At 69.5% G+C, this 12686-nt stretch carries 16 protein-coding genes; 4 read left to right on the top strand and 12 right to left on the bottom strand.

What is annotated here, in order from left to right; translation table 11 throughout:
- The first annotated feature begins 45 nt into the window (after positions 1 to 45).
- The gene (locus tag ACIP89_RS14880) at positions 46 to 429 is read left to right on the top strand and encodes a VOC family protein (RefSeq protein ID WP_402115158.1); all 384 of its coding nucleotides are present in this window, start codon (positions 46 to 48) and stop codon (positions 427 to 429) included.
- A 139-nt stretch (positions 430 to 568) separates the two neighbouring features.
- Here the strand turns inward: ACIP89_RS14880 and ACIP89_RS14885 are convergent, their stop codons facing one another.
- The gene (locus ACIP89_RS14885) at positions 569 to 970 is read right to left on the bottom strand and encodes a hypothetical protein (RefSeq protein WP_402115161.1); all 402 of its coding nucleotides are present in this window, start codon (positions 968 to 970) and stop codon (positions 569 to 571) included.
- 91 nt (positions 971 to 1061) lie between these two features.
- Positions 1062 to 1526, bottom strand: a complete 465-nt coding sequence (locus ACIP89_RS14890) for an ATP-binding protein (RefSeq protein ID WP_401920972.1) — start codon at positions 1524 to 1526, stop codon at positions 1062 to 1064.
- Between the two features lie 347 nt (positions 1527 to 1873).
- Between ACIP89_RS14890 and ACIP89_RS14895 the strand changes: the two genes are divergently transcribed.
- From ACIP89_RS14895 to ACIP89_RS14905, 3 genes are all read left to right on the top strand, one after another.
- Positions 1874 to 2740, top strand: coding sequence for a helix-turn-helix domain-containing protein (locus ACIP89_RS14895; protein ID WP_401929611.1), 867 nt, complete (start codon positions 1874 to 1876; stop codon positions 2738 to 2740).
- The gene (locus ACIP89_RS14900; protein ID WP_401920976.1) at positions 2737 to 2988 is read left to right on the top strand and encodes a DUF397 domain-containing protein; all 252 of its coding nucleotides are present in this window, start codon (positions 2737 to 2739) and stop codon (positions 2986 to 2988) included. Before ACIP89_RS14895 ends, ACIP89_RS14900 begins: the two co-directional genes overlap by 4 nt.
- 82 nt (positions 2989 to 3070) lie before the next feature.
- Entirely contained in the window at positions 3071 to 3886 is an 816-nt protein-coding gene (locus ACIP89_RS14905) for an SAM-dependent methyltransferase (protein ID WP_401920977.1), read from the top strand.
- A 301-nt stretch (positions 3887 to 4187) separates the two neighbouring features.
- Here ACIP89_RS14905 and ACIP89_RS14910 read toward each other — a convergent pair whose 3' ends face one another.
- The 10 genes from ACIP89_RS14910 to ACIP89_RS14955 all read right to left on the bottom strand — a co-directional run bounded on the left by ACIP89_RS14910 (position 4188) and on the right by ACIP89_RS14955 (position 12683).
- On the bottom strand, positions 4188 to 4838 hold the full coding sequence (locus ACIP89_RS14910; RefSeq protein ID WP_402115228.1) for an OmpA family protein: 651 nt from the start codon (positions 4836 to 4838) through the stop codon (positions 4188 to 4190).
- An 8-nt stretch (positions 4839 to 4846) separates the two neighbouring features.
- Positions 4847 to 5461 carry a hypothetical protein gene (locus ACIP89_RS14915; protein ID WP_402115164.1) on the bottom strand — a complete coding sequence of 205 codons (615 nt, stop codon included), beginning with the start codon at positions 5459 to 5461 and terminating at the stop codon, positions 4847 to 4849.
- Positions 5462 to 5492: 31 nt separating this feature from the next.
- Entirely contained in the window at positions 5493 to 6149 is a 657-nt protein-coding gene (locus ACIP89_RS14920; RefSeq protein ID WP_402115166.1) for a pilus assembly protein TadG-related protein, read from the bottom strand.
- Positions 6146 to 6379 carry a hypothetical protein gene (locus ACIP89_RS14925; RefSeq protein ID WP_402115168.1) on the bottom strand — a complete coding sequence of 78 codons (234 nt, stop codon included), beginning with the start codon at positions 6377 to 6379 and terminating at the stop codon, positions 6146 to 6148. The genes ACIP89_RS14920 and ACIP89_RS14925 overlap by 4 nt, the downstream gene beginning before the upstream one ends.
- A gap of 210 nt (positions 6380 to 6589) precedes the next feature.
- Positions 6590 to 7660 carry a response regulator gene (locus tag ACIP89_RS14930; protein ID WP_402115170.1) on the bottom strand — a complete coding sequence of 357 codons (1071 nt, stop codon included), beginning with the start codon at positions 7658 to 7660 and terminating at the stop codon, positions 6590 to 6592.
- A 14-nt stretch (positions 7661 to 7674) separates the two neighbouring features.
- Positions 7675 to 9030, bottom strand: coding sequence for a sensor histidine kinase (locus ACIP89_RS14935; RefSeq protein ID WP_402115172.1), 1356 nt, complete (start codon positions 9028 to 9030; stop codon positions 7675 to 7677).
- Positions 9031 to 9080: 50 nt separating this feature from the next.
- Positions 9081 to 9965 (bottom strand): DUF5936 domain-containing protein, encoded by an 885-nt coding sequence (locus ACIP89_RS14940; RefSeq protein WP_401920985.1) that lies wholly within the window; start codon positions 9963 to 9965, stop codon positions 9081 to 9083.
- Between the two features lie 14 nt (positions 9966 to 9979).
- The gene (locus ACIP89_RS14945; protein WP_402115174.1) at positions 9980 to 10918 is read right to left on the bottom strand and encodes a type II secretion system F family protein; all 939 of its coding nucleotides are present in this window, start codon (positions 10916 to 10918) and stop codon (positions 9980 to 9982) included.
- 10 nt (positions 10919 to 10928) lie between these two features.
- Positions 10929 to 12266 (bottom strand): CpaF family protein, encoded by a 1338-nt coding sequence (locus ACIP89_RS14950; protein ID WP_401920987.1) that lies wholly within the window; start codon positions 12264 to 12266, stop codon positions 10929 to 10931.
- A gap of 45 nt (positions 12267 to 12311) precedes the next feature.
- Entirely contained in the window at positions 12312 to 12683 is a 372-nt protein-coding gene (locus tag ACIP89_RS14955) for a TadE/TadG family type IV pilus assembly protein (RefSeq protein ID WP_402115176.1), read from the bottom strand.
- Positions 12684 to 12686: the final 3 nt, after the last annotated feature.

A 12686-nucleotide genomic window follows, 5' to 3' on the forward strand; every position in this document is an offset into this window, starting at 1 on the left:
CTGCCATCGCTGGCGGACCGGGCCGCGCTCAGGCAGGCTGGGGGCATGGTCTCGGTAGTGCAGAACGTCGCGATCGACTGCTCGGACGCCTATGAACTGGCTTGTTTCTGGAGTGAGGTGACCGGCAGTCCGCTGCACCCGCAGGACGGACCGGGCGACCGGGAGATCCAGGTGATGCTCCCGGAGGGCCCGCTGCTGCACTTCAACCAGGTGCCGGAACCGAAGACGGCCAAGAACCGGATCCACCTGTGCCTGCGCCCGACGACCTCGCGCGAGGAGGAGACCGAGCGGCTGCTGGCGCTGGGAGCCACCCTGGTCACCGACCGCAGGGAACCCGGCGGTGCGGGCTGGGCCGTCCTCGCCGACCCTGAGGGCAATGAGTTCTGCGTGCTGCGCAGCGAGTCCGACCGCGCCGCGACGGCTTCCTGAGCCCTCGCGGCAGCGTGTCAACGGCCGCACCTCACCGGCAGTGGCAGCGCGTCACGGCCAGCGCGTCATGAGCAGCGCGTCATGAGCAGCGCCGCAACGGGCAGCGGCAGCCGCAGCCGCAGCGCGACAACGACGCGGGTCAGCGGGCCTCATCGCTCTTCGACGACTCATCGCTCTTCAACGACGACAAGGGCGCCCAGGTGTAGCGGACGCGCACGCCCCGGTCCTGCAGCCAGGCGGTTTCGCGGCGGCGCAGTTCGGGTGCGGACTCCGGGGCGATGGCGCTGGGCCAGCGGACGAGCACCTCGGTGACATGGCCGGTTCGCACCAGTTGTCTCACCCGCCGCCACCCCGTGCGCTGGGCCGGGTCGGGCTCACCGTAGGGGTCGGTGACGACCTCGGAGATCGTCAGCCCGCGCTCCTGGGCGAAGGCGTGGCCCTCCGTCCGGGCGCGCTGCGTGGCCGCGCCGGGGACGCGGGGGGCCCGGTCGGCGCACACGTACAGCACTACAGGAGTCGCGGTCTCACCGTGGGGGGTCATGAGTGCCTTCTGTCGATGCATCGAGGAACGGGGATTCCTCGCCGCGCACAGGGGGGCGTAGCGGGGCCGTGCTGTGTCGACATCCGTGGCATCAGGGGTTGGCCGCCAACTCCGCCCAGACGACCTTGCCTTCGGCGTGCGCCGAGCGTGCGGAGCCCCAGCGGTCGGCGAGTTGCCGTACGAGGAGCAGTCCTCGTCCGCTCTCCTCGTCCGGTCCTGCCAGGTGACCGGGCGGGCGGACCGGGGTGCGGCCCTCGTCGTGGAGTTCGATGCGCAGGCGCCGCTCGTCGCCGGTCAGGGTGAGGCCGCACAGGACATGGCCGCTCTCGGTGTGCAGTACGGCATTGGTGGTCAGCTCGGAGACGAGCAGCACCGCGTCGCAGCACGTGTCGCCCGGCACCTTCCAGGCGCGGAGCCGGTCCCGCACGGTGTCGCGGGCGGATCTCGCGCTGGTGCGCAGGGCGGGCAGGCCGAACCAGTACTCCCGACAGGGCCCCGTCGCGGCTAAGACAGAGGTCCCGGGCGGGGCGGGGGCCGAGGAGGTGGGCAGAGTCACGGATGTCGCCTTCCAGTGCCTTCCGGGGGGGGCAGGCGCGGTATGGGGGTGCGGGCCGCGGCCCGAGGAGTGAGAGGCGGGTGCGGCGGCAGGGCCTCCGCGGTGAGGGGCCGAGGCGGGCCCCCCACGGTGGGGTGCCGACGACTGCGGAACCGGCATCACGTGTCCCCTCCGGACCGGATGCTGTGCCAGAGCTGCGACGTGACCACTCACACGCCAACTATCGCGTGATAGCACTCACGCTGCAACCGACTCCCTGATAATTTCAGCAGCGCGGTTATCACTCTGGCGTCGTCATCAAGCCACTGTAAGAATGGTGTTGTTGATGAAGCCTCAGGAGGTTGGGCGTGAGCGAAAGCCGATCCGGCACCAGCGCGCCGACAGTCCTGCGCATGATCCTCGGACGCCGGCTGCAGGACATGCGGCTCGCGGCCGGTGCCTCGCTGGAGGACGCGGCAAAGGCACTGCGTGTGACACCCCTGACGATCCGCCGGCTGGAAAAGGCCGAGGTCGCGCTGAAGCCTCTCTACGTGGAGAAGCTCCTGGAGACCTTCGGCGCGGACCGCCAGGAGATAGACGAGTTCGTCGACCTGGCCGAGCAGGCCAACGAGCCCGGCTGGTGGCACTCCTACCGCGACGCCGTGCCCAGCTGGTTCACCGCATACGTCAGCCTGGAAACCGGCGCCCAGACCCTGCGCACGTATGAACCCCAGTATGTGACCGGCCTGCTGCAGACCCACGACTACGCCCGCGCGGTACTGCGCGGCGGGTTGCCCAACGGCAGCGACGAGGAGCTGACCCGCCGCGTCGAGCTGCGGCTGCGCCGCCAGAGCCTGCTTGAGCGGGAGGACTCCCCCACCCTGTGGGTGGTCATGGAGGAGGCCGTTCTGCACCGCACGGTGGGCAGCTCCGATGTGATGCGGGAGCAGATCGAACGGCTCCTGGACGTCTCCGAACTCCCTCATGTCAGCGTCGACGTCGTGTCGTTCGACGCGGGTGCGCACGTCGGAGCGTGTGCCCCGTTCACGTACTTCCGGTTCGCCGAACCCGAGCTGCCGGACATCGTCTACAGCGAAATCCTGTCCGCCTCCGTCTACCTGGACCAGCGGGTGGACGTCGTCGCCCATCTTGAGGCGCATTCCCGTATGGCGCTGCTGACGTCGTCCGAGGACAGCAGAGCGCTCTTGAACCGCATGCGCAAGGAGTACTCGTGACGATCACCGACAAGTGCGTCTACAACGGAATGTCCGCCCAGGACCTCGGGGAACAGGGCTGGGAGCGTCCCTGGAGCGGGCCGAACGGCGGTCAGTGCGTCGAGACGAAGAAGCTCGCCGACGGCCGGGTGGCCGTACGGCAGTCGACCGACCCGGCCGGACCGGCGCTGATCTACGCGCCCGAGGAGATCGCCGCGTTCGTCCGCGGGGTCAAGGAAGGCCTGGCCGATCACTTGGCCGCCGGGTGAACCGATGGCGGACGGAAGGGACGGCGACACCGGTCCCGTCCCTGGCCTGCGGGCTGACAGATACACGTACGAAGGGGAGAACATGACCACCAGGCAGGCCGGCCGGGACCTCGACACGAGCAGGCCGCACTCGGCCCGGATGTACGACTACTTCCTCGGTGGCAAGGACCACTTCGAGATAGACAAGAAGGCGGCCCTGGTCGCCGCGGAGGCCCACCCCGGCCTCTTCGTGACCGCCCGCGAGAACCGGGCGTTCATGCACCGCGCCACCCGCGTCCTGGCGCAGGAGCACGGCATCCGCCAGTGGCTCGACATCGGTACCGGCATCCCGACCGAGCCCAACCTGCACCAGGTCGCCCAGTCGGTGGTGCCCGAGGCGCGCGTCGTCTACGCGGACAACGACCCCCTCGTCCTCAAGTACGCGGAGCGCCTCATGCGCAGCACGACGCAGGGGCGCACCACCTACATCGAGGCCAACGTCAAGGACCCCGACGCGCTGATGGACGCCGTGCGGGAGTCGGAGGTCCTGGACTTCGAGCAGCCCATCGCCCTCTCCCTCAACGCGCTCATGCACTTCATCACCGAGCCGAACGACCCGTACGACATCGTCCGCCGGCTGCTCAGTTCACTGCCGGCCGGCAGCGCGCTCGCCATGAACCACTGCACGCCCGACTTCGACCCCGTCACCTGGAACAAGGTCGCGGAGGTCTACACCAACTCCGGTACCCCCGTGCGGTTCCGTCCCCGCAAGGACATCGGCCGCTTCTTCGACGGGCTCGACGTGATCGAGCCCGGCCTCTGCTGCTGCCACCGCTGGCGGCCCGCCGCACCCGCCGACGGCACGGAGCCCGCGGACGCCGAGATCGGCCTGCTCGCGGGCGTGGGCATAAAGCGCTGACCGGGTCAGCGGGCCTGCCCGGTCCGTCCTGGGGCACGGGGGTGTCCAGGACGGAGCGGGGGCCGCGGGTGGGTGGCCGGCACGTCGGAATCGAAGCGCGGCTTCACGTGGGGCAACATCGCCTGACAAGTCGATGACCGTTGCCCGGGTGGCCCGAACCCGAGGTTCGGGCCACCCGAACGAGCAAACCGCCTGATCGGGCATTCCCGGAACTACGGCATGTCTGCCGCTACTTTGCCATCCCCCTGAGATCCGGCCAGGGCACATGGGAGCCGGCGAGTCGTCCGGTCCGGCAGCCGGATCAGGAAGAGCCTCCGCGTGGGAAGGAGACCTCGACGCGGCGGTTCTTCTTCCGGCCTTCCTCCGTGCTGTTGTCAGCGATCGGGTACTGCTCGCCGTAGCCGCGGATCTCGAAGGTGACGGTCGCGTCGAGCTCGACGGACAACACCTTGTTCACCGCCTCGGCCCGCTGCTTCGACAGCACGTCTCCGTGGGCGGAGGAGCCGAGGTTGTCCGTGAAGCCGAATACCCGCACCTTGGTGGCGTTCTGCTTCTTGGCCTCGGCGGCAATCCCGGCGATACGCGAGTTGGCCTCGGCGCTCAGCTTCGCGCTGTCCTTGCTGAACAGAACCTCGGCCTGGAGGGCAAACTTGATGTCCGCGTTCGTGTCCTCACGGCGCTCCTCGCCGCCCTGGTCCTCGACCACCTGGATGATGTCGAGCACCTTGCCAGGGGCGAGAGTGCCGCCATCAGGCATCCTGAGGTCCGGGTCGTCGCCGTCGAGCTTGACGGGCGGCTCGGACGAGGCCTCCGTACCGGGCGGGACGCTTGGGCCGTCGTCGGCCGAGACAGTTGTCGCGCCGAAGACCGAGGTGCCGGCAAGCAGTGCAGCCGCCACAAGGGCCCGGCCTGCGGTGTGGGCGGGCCTGTGTCGTGCGCGGATTCTGTTCATATCGGCCGTCACCCAGAGATCTTCAGCGAAGCCGTGGCGAACGTCGGGAGGGTGAAGTCGACTTCAGTCGTGGTTTCCGGGGGAGCCGGAAACTGCATGAAGACGGAGACCGACTTGCCGGGCTGAATGGCGCTCAGCCCAGTTGTGCAGAGGCACCGGCCATCCGTGTCACGGAGAATGTAGTATCGCTTCTTCCCCACCTTGTCCACAAGCGTCGCACCGGCGACCGAGTTCGGATTCTGAGCCAGGATGGTGCTTTCGGTGCCTGCCCACTGGCCGCCGCTCCGAATGCCGTCACCGCCATTCTTGATGACCGCACTCACGGTGACGAAACCGCCACTGTCGCGCTTGACCTCGTTGACAATGAGAGTCAGCCCGTCACGCCCATTGACCTGAGCCAGATTCGCATCCTGATCCACCGGGTCACCGGCAGCGGTGTCTTCCTCCGCACCCTTGTCGTTACTGGTGTCCCCTCCGGAAGGCTTCGAGGACGACGACGCTCCGGGATCCTTCGCGTTCCCGCCGTCATCACCACCGCAACCAGTGACAACGAGGGCCAGGGCAGCCGCCAACGCGGCAGCCGACACTACCCTTCGGGACTTCGCAGTGCGCAGAATGCTCATGGATTCTGATTCCTCTACTGGTCATTCAACGTCAGTCGTCGATCAGGTGCACGGCAAAGATCAACTTGCTCAGATCGGCCAACGGGTCGCTGCTACTCAGGTCGATGATGACGGGGCGTCCATCGCAAGTGAACTCGAACGGTCCGGGTGTGTCCTTCGAGCCGTCCTTGTTTTCTTCGTCGCCCTCACCCTGTCGGGGGCTGGTCGGCTCGGGCGCGGTCTCCAGACTGCACCGGAACTCGACTACCGCCGTCGCCGATGCCGTGGCATGCCGGTCCTTGGTCGACGGGATCACCGAGGTCCCGACGGTGTACCGCGTCTTGACCCTGGCAGTGACCCTGTCCTGCCAGAACCCCTGCTGCCAGTAGAAGCCGGTCACGTCCGAACGGTTCTCGGCTGCCAGCCGATCGGCTTCCTCACGCCCCAATCCCGGGTTCTGAGATCCGCTCAGGAAGTCATTGAGACCGTCAGGCTCACCAAGGGCTTGGAGGAACGGCAACTTCATAGCATCGCGCGCCTCCTGAGCGGCCGCGAGTGCAGCCGCGTCGGCGGCACCCTGGGCGCCATTGCGTGCTGCTGACGCCTGGCCGACTGCGAAGAAGGCAAACGCGAGAAAGAGCAGACCCGCCACCATCACGATGTAGATGGGGAAGGCCTGCCCTCGATCGCCGCGGCGATCCGGGATCACGAGCCAGCGGTGATCGAATTCACCAGCCCGGTGATACGCGCGGTGATCGCCGCGCCGATCCCCGAAGCCACCATGCCCCCGATAATCGCGACGACCACCAGAATGATGCCGAGGTACTCGAACGCCGTCTGGCCCCGGTCCGCGGTCTCGTAGCGCTTCTGGATCCGCGATACCGCGGTGCTGGCCCAGCCGTTGACGCGGGCGGCGGTCTTCAGGGTGATGTTCGACATGGTGGTCCCCTCCGGATTCGGCCGACCGATTGCCGGCGGGCTCGCGCGTTCCTTCGCTGTCGCTCCCGTTGCCGGCCTCGTCCCGGCCGGTCCCGTGAGTGACGGGAGAAACATACGGCGGAACACCCTGTCCGCCAGAGGGTCCCAGGACCCATTCCCGGGCCCAATCACCCAACCGGGCCCCGCGCGTCCCGTTCCGCCCCGGCACGGCTACCTGCCCCCTTGTCCGCCGGGGCCCGGGGTGGGGGCCGTGCCGAGCCAGCGGGCTATTGCCTCGCTCCGGCTGGCGCTGTGCAGCTTGGTGAAGATCCGGTTGATGTGGTTCTTCACGGTCTTCTCGCTGATGAAGCAGGTGGCGGCGATTTGCTGGTTGCTCATTCCCGAAGCGATCAGGTCCATGACCTCCACCTCCCTCGAACTCAGCCCGTACTGGAGCCCGTTAGAGGCAGCGCCCCGCCCCCCGGTCATTGAAGACTGTCCCATACTTAATTGCACATGCGAAAGACCCTGCGGTGGCTGTACAGGGCGAATCGCAGGTGGCGGCATCGGCGCGGGCGTTCCGGGCGGGGGGACGTGTGCATACGCACCAGGGCCGGGGGGCCGGACCTCGTAACCGGGCACCTGGTAGGGAACGCCCGTGGTCAGGGCCGATCCGAGGCCCTCCGGGAGCGGGGCGCCCGGCGGTCCGGGGTCCTGGCGCACGTGGGCGAGCAGCGCGTCCGCCGCCGTGGCGGTGAAGTGCGCGCGGCCGCTCCTGGTGTCGCGTACCGCCTGTACGAGCTGGTCCGCCGTGAACTCGCCGTGGACCAGGTAGCCGCTCGCGCCCAGGCGCAGCGCCTCGTGGACGATCGTGCTCTCGCGGCTGTAGGTCAGCATCATCACGGGGGCGACCCGCACCAGGTGGGGCAGGGCGGATATGCCGTCCACGCCGGGCATCCGGACGTCGAGCAGGACGACGTCGGGACGGTGGCGCAGCGCCGCCTCGTAGGCCTGGCGGCCGTCCGCCGTCTCCGCCGCGACCTCTATGTCCTCGCGGCCGGAGAGCAGGGCGCCGAGGCCCGCCCGGACCACCGGGTTGTCGTCGGCCACCACGACCCGCAGCGGGCCGGAGGCGGGCGGGAAGGCGGGCAGGGGGACGGGGGGCGCGGTCTGCTGCGGGGCGGGGAAACCCGGGGAGCTGGATTCCGAATTGATGGGCGTGGCATGCGAGGACGTGTGCTGGGAGGCGTGGTGCCGCGCTTCCCAGTTCCGGCCGGCGGCGTGCGAGATCTCGTCCGGCATGGTGCGACCTCCTCTCAGGGAGCGGTGCTTGCGGTGGGCTGCTGTACGGACTGCCGCAGTGGCTGCGGTACGGACGGTGCTCGGGTCAGGGCCGTCAGTGGCAGCTCCAGGCGCACCTCCGTGCCGGTGACCGCCTCGCCCCTGCCGATGCGGATGCGGGCGCCGATGGACGCGGCGCGTTCGACCATGCCGACGAGGCCGAAGTGGCCGGCCCGTTGGAGGTCGTCGAGCGTGGTGCCCTCGGGGAGGCCCTGCCCGTCGTCGTACACGCTGACGCGCAGGACGTCGCCCTGTACGCCGGCCAGCACGACCACGTGGGAGGGGTGGGCATGGCGCTGTGCGTTCTCCATCGCCTCGGAGGCGATGGTGAGGAGATGGCGGCCGACCGCCTGGGGCACCGGCGGGACCGGCGTCTCCTGGAGGGTCCTGAAGGTGGCGGTGAGGTGGTGGCGGCGGGTGAAGTCGGCGGCGCGGCAGCGGAGTTCGGCCACGATGTCCACCCCGCCGTCCAGTCCGTGGTCCCGGCGCAGGTCGGACAGGAGCTCCCGTGACTCGGCGACGGCGCGGCGGGCGGAGCGGGCGACCAGTTCCGCCTGGTGCTTGACCGTGAGGGGGTCCATCCGGTCCGAGGAGTGGGCCAGGCCGTCGGCGGCGAGGGCCAGTCCGTGCAGGGTCTTGGCGACCGAGTCGTGCATCTCGCGGGCCAGCCGGGTGCGTTCGGTCACGACGGCCTCGCTGACCGCGAGCCGGGCCCTGGTCTCCGTGAGGGCCTGGCTCGCGGTGCCGAAGCGGAGCAGCAGATTGCGCAGGGTGACGCCGACGGCCCCGGCGATCACGCAGAATCCGGGGAGGAGGAGCGCGGTCGCCTCACTGCCGTCCAGCTTCGGGTCGGCGCCGTAGACGACGAAGATGATCACCGTCTGGAGTGCGGTGAAGACCGCGGAGCCCCGCCATCCGTAGACGAGCCCGGCGAGCAGCGGTGTGCAGACCGTGACGTACGCCAGGGTGGATTCCGGTGTGGCGGTGACCAGCAGCAGTGCGCCGAAGCAGGCGTCGACACCGATCAGCCAGCGGTGGCGCAGGAAGACCGGGCCGAAGCGCTCCCAGTCCCGGAAGAGGACGTAGGAGCCCATGAAGGTGACGACGACGGCCGCGCCGATGAGCCAGGTCGCCGGGCCCCGTGCCGTGCGGTCGATGGCGAACGGCGTCGCCATGGCGATCATCGCGAGCCGGAAGCCGAAGACCTGGCGGCACATCGCCTGGAGGGCGTTGAGCTGGATCGCGAAGGCCGGTCGGGCGGTCGGATTGGCGAGCGCGTGGCGCACGTCGTCCGTCGGTTCCGCCCGCGGGCCGCCGAGTGGGAATGCCATGGCCTGTCACCTCCGCCTGCGCGTGCTGCTCATCATCCTCGTCATGCGGGTCATCCGCCGAGGAACGAGAAGTCGACGTCGGCCCCGTACACGAATCCGACCGTCAGGAGCAGCAGGGTGCCGGGGAGCAGGAAGGTGGTCACCGCGAAGGTCGCCTTCGGGACGGCCTTGGCCGCCTTGCGGCGGGCGTTCTGGGCATCGGTGCGGCGCATGTCGTTGGCGATCTGGATCAGCGTCTCGACGATCGGCGCTCCGAGTTCCTCACCCTGCTGGAGTGTCGTCACGAACATCGCGACCTGCTCCGAGTCATTGCGCCTGCGGAGCTCCTCGAAGGCCTGGCGGCGGCTGACGCCCATGTCCATCTGGCGGAGGGTGATGCGGAGTTCGTCGGCCCAGGGGCCTTCGTACTTCTCCGAGACGCGTTCCAGGGCCTGCCGGAAGCCGAGGCCCGCGGAGACGACGACGGCGAGGACGTCCAGGAAGTCGGGGAGCGTGCGCTCGATGTGGTCCCTGCGGACCCGGACGGCCGACCAGATGCCGACCTCGACCCAGAAGACGCCGAACGCGACGAGCAGGACGGCGAGGAAGAGCTGCCCGCGCATCAGCATCGTCAGGGCGCCGAACGCGCCGAGCACCCCGTAGACGGCGCGGCGGGCGGCGTACCGGTCGATGGTGAGCCCGCCGGGGTTGCCGGCCATGTCGATCTGGCGGCGCTTCTTGCCGACGGCCTTGGGGCCCATCATCCTGAGCACCGCGGGGGCCCACCGCATGCCCATCCGGTCGATGACGGAGCCGACCGCGCCGGTCCGGGTGGAACCGACCTCCAGGGCGATGGCGAGGTCGCCGGGGAGCTTGGCGTCGGCCCGGTACATCCGGATTCCGGCGATCGCGCCGTACACGGCGAGACCCACGACGAGTGCGAGCAACAGGTCCATGTCCGCTCCTCCCCTCAGACGTCGATACGGGACAGGCGGCGGATCACTACGAATCCGATCGCGTACAGGATGAGCGCGACGACCACCGCGACCTGGCCGATCAGGGCCCCGGTCATCCGGTCCAGCGCGCCCGGCATCACGGCGTTCATCAGGAGCATGGCGGCGAAGCCGAAGCCCGGGACGGCGTACGCCGTGACGGTCACCTGCGAGAGCTGGGTCTTGACCTCGCGCCGGGTCTCCTTGCGCTCCTCCAGCGTCTCGGTGAGGTTGCGCAGCGAGCTGACGACCATGCCGCCGGCCCGGTTGGACAGGACGAGGGTGGTGACCAGGACGACGAGTTCGCGGGACGGCAGCCGGTCGGTCAGTTCGCTCAGGGCGTCGTCCAGCGATTCGCCCACGTCGAGCCGGCGTACGACCCGGGCCAGTTCCTCGCCCGCGGGGTCCTCCAGTTCCTCCGCCGCCATGGCGAGCGCGGTGCGCAGGGCGAGTCCGGCCTGGGTGGCGTTGGCGAGGATGCGGGAGAGTTCGGGGAGCTGGTTGATGAAGCGGTCGGTGCGCTTGGTCCGCTGCCAGTTCAGGAAGGCGTTGGTGCCCCAGAGGCCGATCAGGGCGGCCACCGGGCCGAAGAAGGAGGCCAGCACCGAGGAGGCGGCCAGCCAGAGCCCGGCCATGGCGACCAGCGCGTAGACGAAGAACTCGCCCGGCGTGATGTCCAGACCGGTGGCCGTCAGTTTCAGCTCGATCCTGCGGCCAAGACCCGTCCTGCGCAGCCGGCGGTCGACGCCCTGGAAGCGGCGGTGGCGTCCGGCGGACGGCAGCCGGCCGGGGTGCGAGAGGCGGTCGAGGAGGGCGTCGCGGTCGGCCTTCCCGCCGGCGTACGCGTGCAGACCCACGACGCCGAGTACGCCGCAGACGAGGGTGACGCCAATCGTGATGAGGGCGAGATTGGTCATGGCGCGGTACCTACTTGGCCTCTCGGGTGGCGAGCTGTTCTTCGGACGTGGCGACCCCGAAGGCCTGCGGGATGGGCTGGCCGGCCATGTAGAGGCGCTCGGCGGCCCTCCGGGGCAGCGGGAGGTACTGGAAGCGGCCGTGGACCCGGCCGTCGGCGCCCATGGGCCGGGCGTCGAAGCGGGCCACGCTGACGATCCGGTAGTTGTCCCGGCCGTGCGAGTCGAGCACGGCGATCTCGGTGACCTTCCGGGTGCCGTCGGCGTGCCGGGTGAGCTGGACGATCACGTCCACGGCGCTGTTGATCTGGTCGTGCAGCGCCTCGAAGGGGATCTTGATCTCGGACATCGAGGCCAGCGTCTGCAGGCGCATCAGCGCGTCCTCCGCGCTGTTGGCGTGCACGGTGGCGAGGGAGCCGTCGTGGCCGGTGGACATCGCCTGGAGCATGTCGAGGGACTCGCCGCCGCGGACCTCACCGACGATGATGCGGTCGGGCCGCATGCGCAGGGAGTTGCGGACCAGGTCGCGGATGGTGACCTGGCCCTTGCCCTCGACGTTCGCGGGCCGGGACTCCAGCCGGATGACGTGGTTCTGCTGGAGCTGGAGTTCGGCGGAGTCCTCGATGGTGACGATGCGCTCGTTGTTCGGGATGAGACCGGAGAGCGCGTTGAGGAGGGTGGTCTTCCCGGTGCCGGTGGCGCCGGAGACGATGATGTTGAGCTTGGCCTGGATGAGCCCCGAGAGCAGGAGCAGCATCTGCTCGTCGAGCGAGCCGAAGCTGATCATCTCCGGGAGGGTGAAGGACCGGGGGAACCGCCGGATGGTGAGCGTCGCGCCGGTCAGGGAGAGCGGCGGGATGATCACGTTGACGCGCTCCCCGCTGGGGAGGCGCGCGTCGACCATCGGATTCGACTCGTCCACCCGGCGGTTGACGGTGGAGACGATGCGCTCGATGGTCTGCATCAGCTGTTCGTGCGAGCCGAAGCGCATCGGGAGCTGTTCGACCTTGCCGCTGCGCTCCACGAAGATCTGGTCGGGCCCGTTCACCATGATCTCGGTGATGGACGCGTCCTCCAGGAGCGGTTCGAGGATGCCGAGGCCGAGGGCCTCGTCGACGACCCGGCGGATCAGCTGCGAGCGCTCCACGGTCGACAGGACCGGGCCCTCGCGGCTGATGATGTGGCCGAGTACGCGCTCCAGGCGGGCCCGCCGGTCGGCGGCGGCCAGCGAGGACATCTCCGCGAGGTCGATCTCCTCCAGCAGCTTGGCCCGGTAGGAGGCGACCATGTGGCCGTCCTCCCGGCCTCCACCGCGTTCCTCGGGGGCGGTGATGCGTGCCCGCAGACTCATGGTGCCAACTCCTCGGTCCGGCTTGCTGGTGGTGCGGTGCGGGGCTCAGTCGCGGGGCATGGTGGAGCTGCGGGTGGCCTGCCCCAGGGAATCGAGGCCGGGGATGACGCTGGGGATGTCCACGCGGGCGGTGTACGTGACCTCGTCGGCTCCGCTCGACGATCCCCAGCTCAGTCCGTCCGCGAGCCAGCCGCTGATCGCGCTCGCGCCGGCCTGCTCGGGCGACCCGGCCGGGTCGTCCTGGGCCGCCGTGCGGGCGGCGACGCGTGCGGCGGTGCCCGCCTGGTTGACGGTGTACGCGGCGATACCGAGCTGGATGGCGCAGAGGCCGACCAGCAGCAGCAACGGGATGAAGCCCAGGTACTCGATGGCGGCCTGTCCGCGCTCACGACGGGGTCCCCGCCCGGTTCCGGTCATCGT

Source organism: Streptomyces sp. NPDC088730, from assembly GCF_044751215.1.
GTDB lineage: Bacteria > Actinomycetota > Actinomycetes > Streptomycetales > Streptomycetaceae > Streptomyces.

Excerpts from the sequence above, each read along its gene's own strand:
- ACIP89_RS14925 (WP_402115168.1), bottom strand. The coding sequence starts at position 6,379 with ATGTCGAACATCACCCTGAAGACCGCCGCCCGCGTCAACGGCTGGGCC.
- ACIP89_RS14885 (WP_402115161.1), bottom strand. The coding sequence starts at position 970 with ATGACCCCCCACGGTGAGACCGCGACTCCTGTAGTGCTGTACGTGTGC.
- ACIP89_RS14955 (WP_402115176.1), bottom strand. The coding sequence starts at position 12,683 with ATGACCGGAACCGGGCGGGGACCCCGTCGTGAGCGCGGACAGGCCGCC.
- ACIP89_RS14950 (WP_401920987.1), bottom strand. The coding sequence starts at position 12,266 with ATGAGTCTGCGGGCACGCATCACCGCCCCCGAGGAACGCGGTGGAGGC.
- ACIP89_RS14880 (WP_402115158.1), top strand. The coding sequence starts at position 46 with ATGGTCTCGGTAGTGCAGAACGTCGCGATCGACTGCTCGGACGCCTAT.
- ACIP89_RS14930 (WP_402115170.1), bottom strand. The coding sequence starts at position 7,660 with ATGCCGGACGAGATCTCGCACGCCGCCGGCCGGAACTGGGAAGCGCGG.
- ACIP89_RS14940 (WP_401920985.1), bottom strand. The coding sequence starts at position 9,965 with ATGGACCTGTTGCTCGCACTCGTCGTGGGTCTCGCCGTGTACGGCGCG.
- ACIP89_RS14945 (WP_402115174.1), bottom strand. The coding sequence starts at position 10,918 with ATGACCAATCTCGCCCTCATCACGATTGGCGTCACCCTCGTCTGCGGC.
- ACIP89_RS14915 (WP_402115164.1), bottom strand. The coding sequence starts at position 5,461 with ATGAGCATTCTGCGCACTGCGAAGTCCCGAAGGGTAGTGTCGGCTGCC.
- ACIP89_RS14910 (WP_402115228.1), bottom strand. The coding sequence starts at position 4,838 with ATGAACAGAATCCGCGCACGACACAGGCCCGCCCACACCGCAGGCCGG.
- ACIP89_RS14935 (WP_402115172.1), bottom strand. The coding sequence starts at position 9,030 with ATGGCATTCCCACTCGGCGGCCCGCGGGCGGAACCGACGGACGACGTG.
- ACIP89_RS14905 (WP_401920977.1), top strand. The coding sequence starts at position 3,071 with ATGACCACCAGGCAGGCCGGCCGGGACCTCGACACGAGCAGGCCGCAC.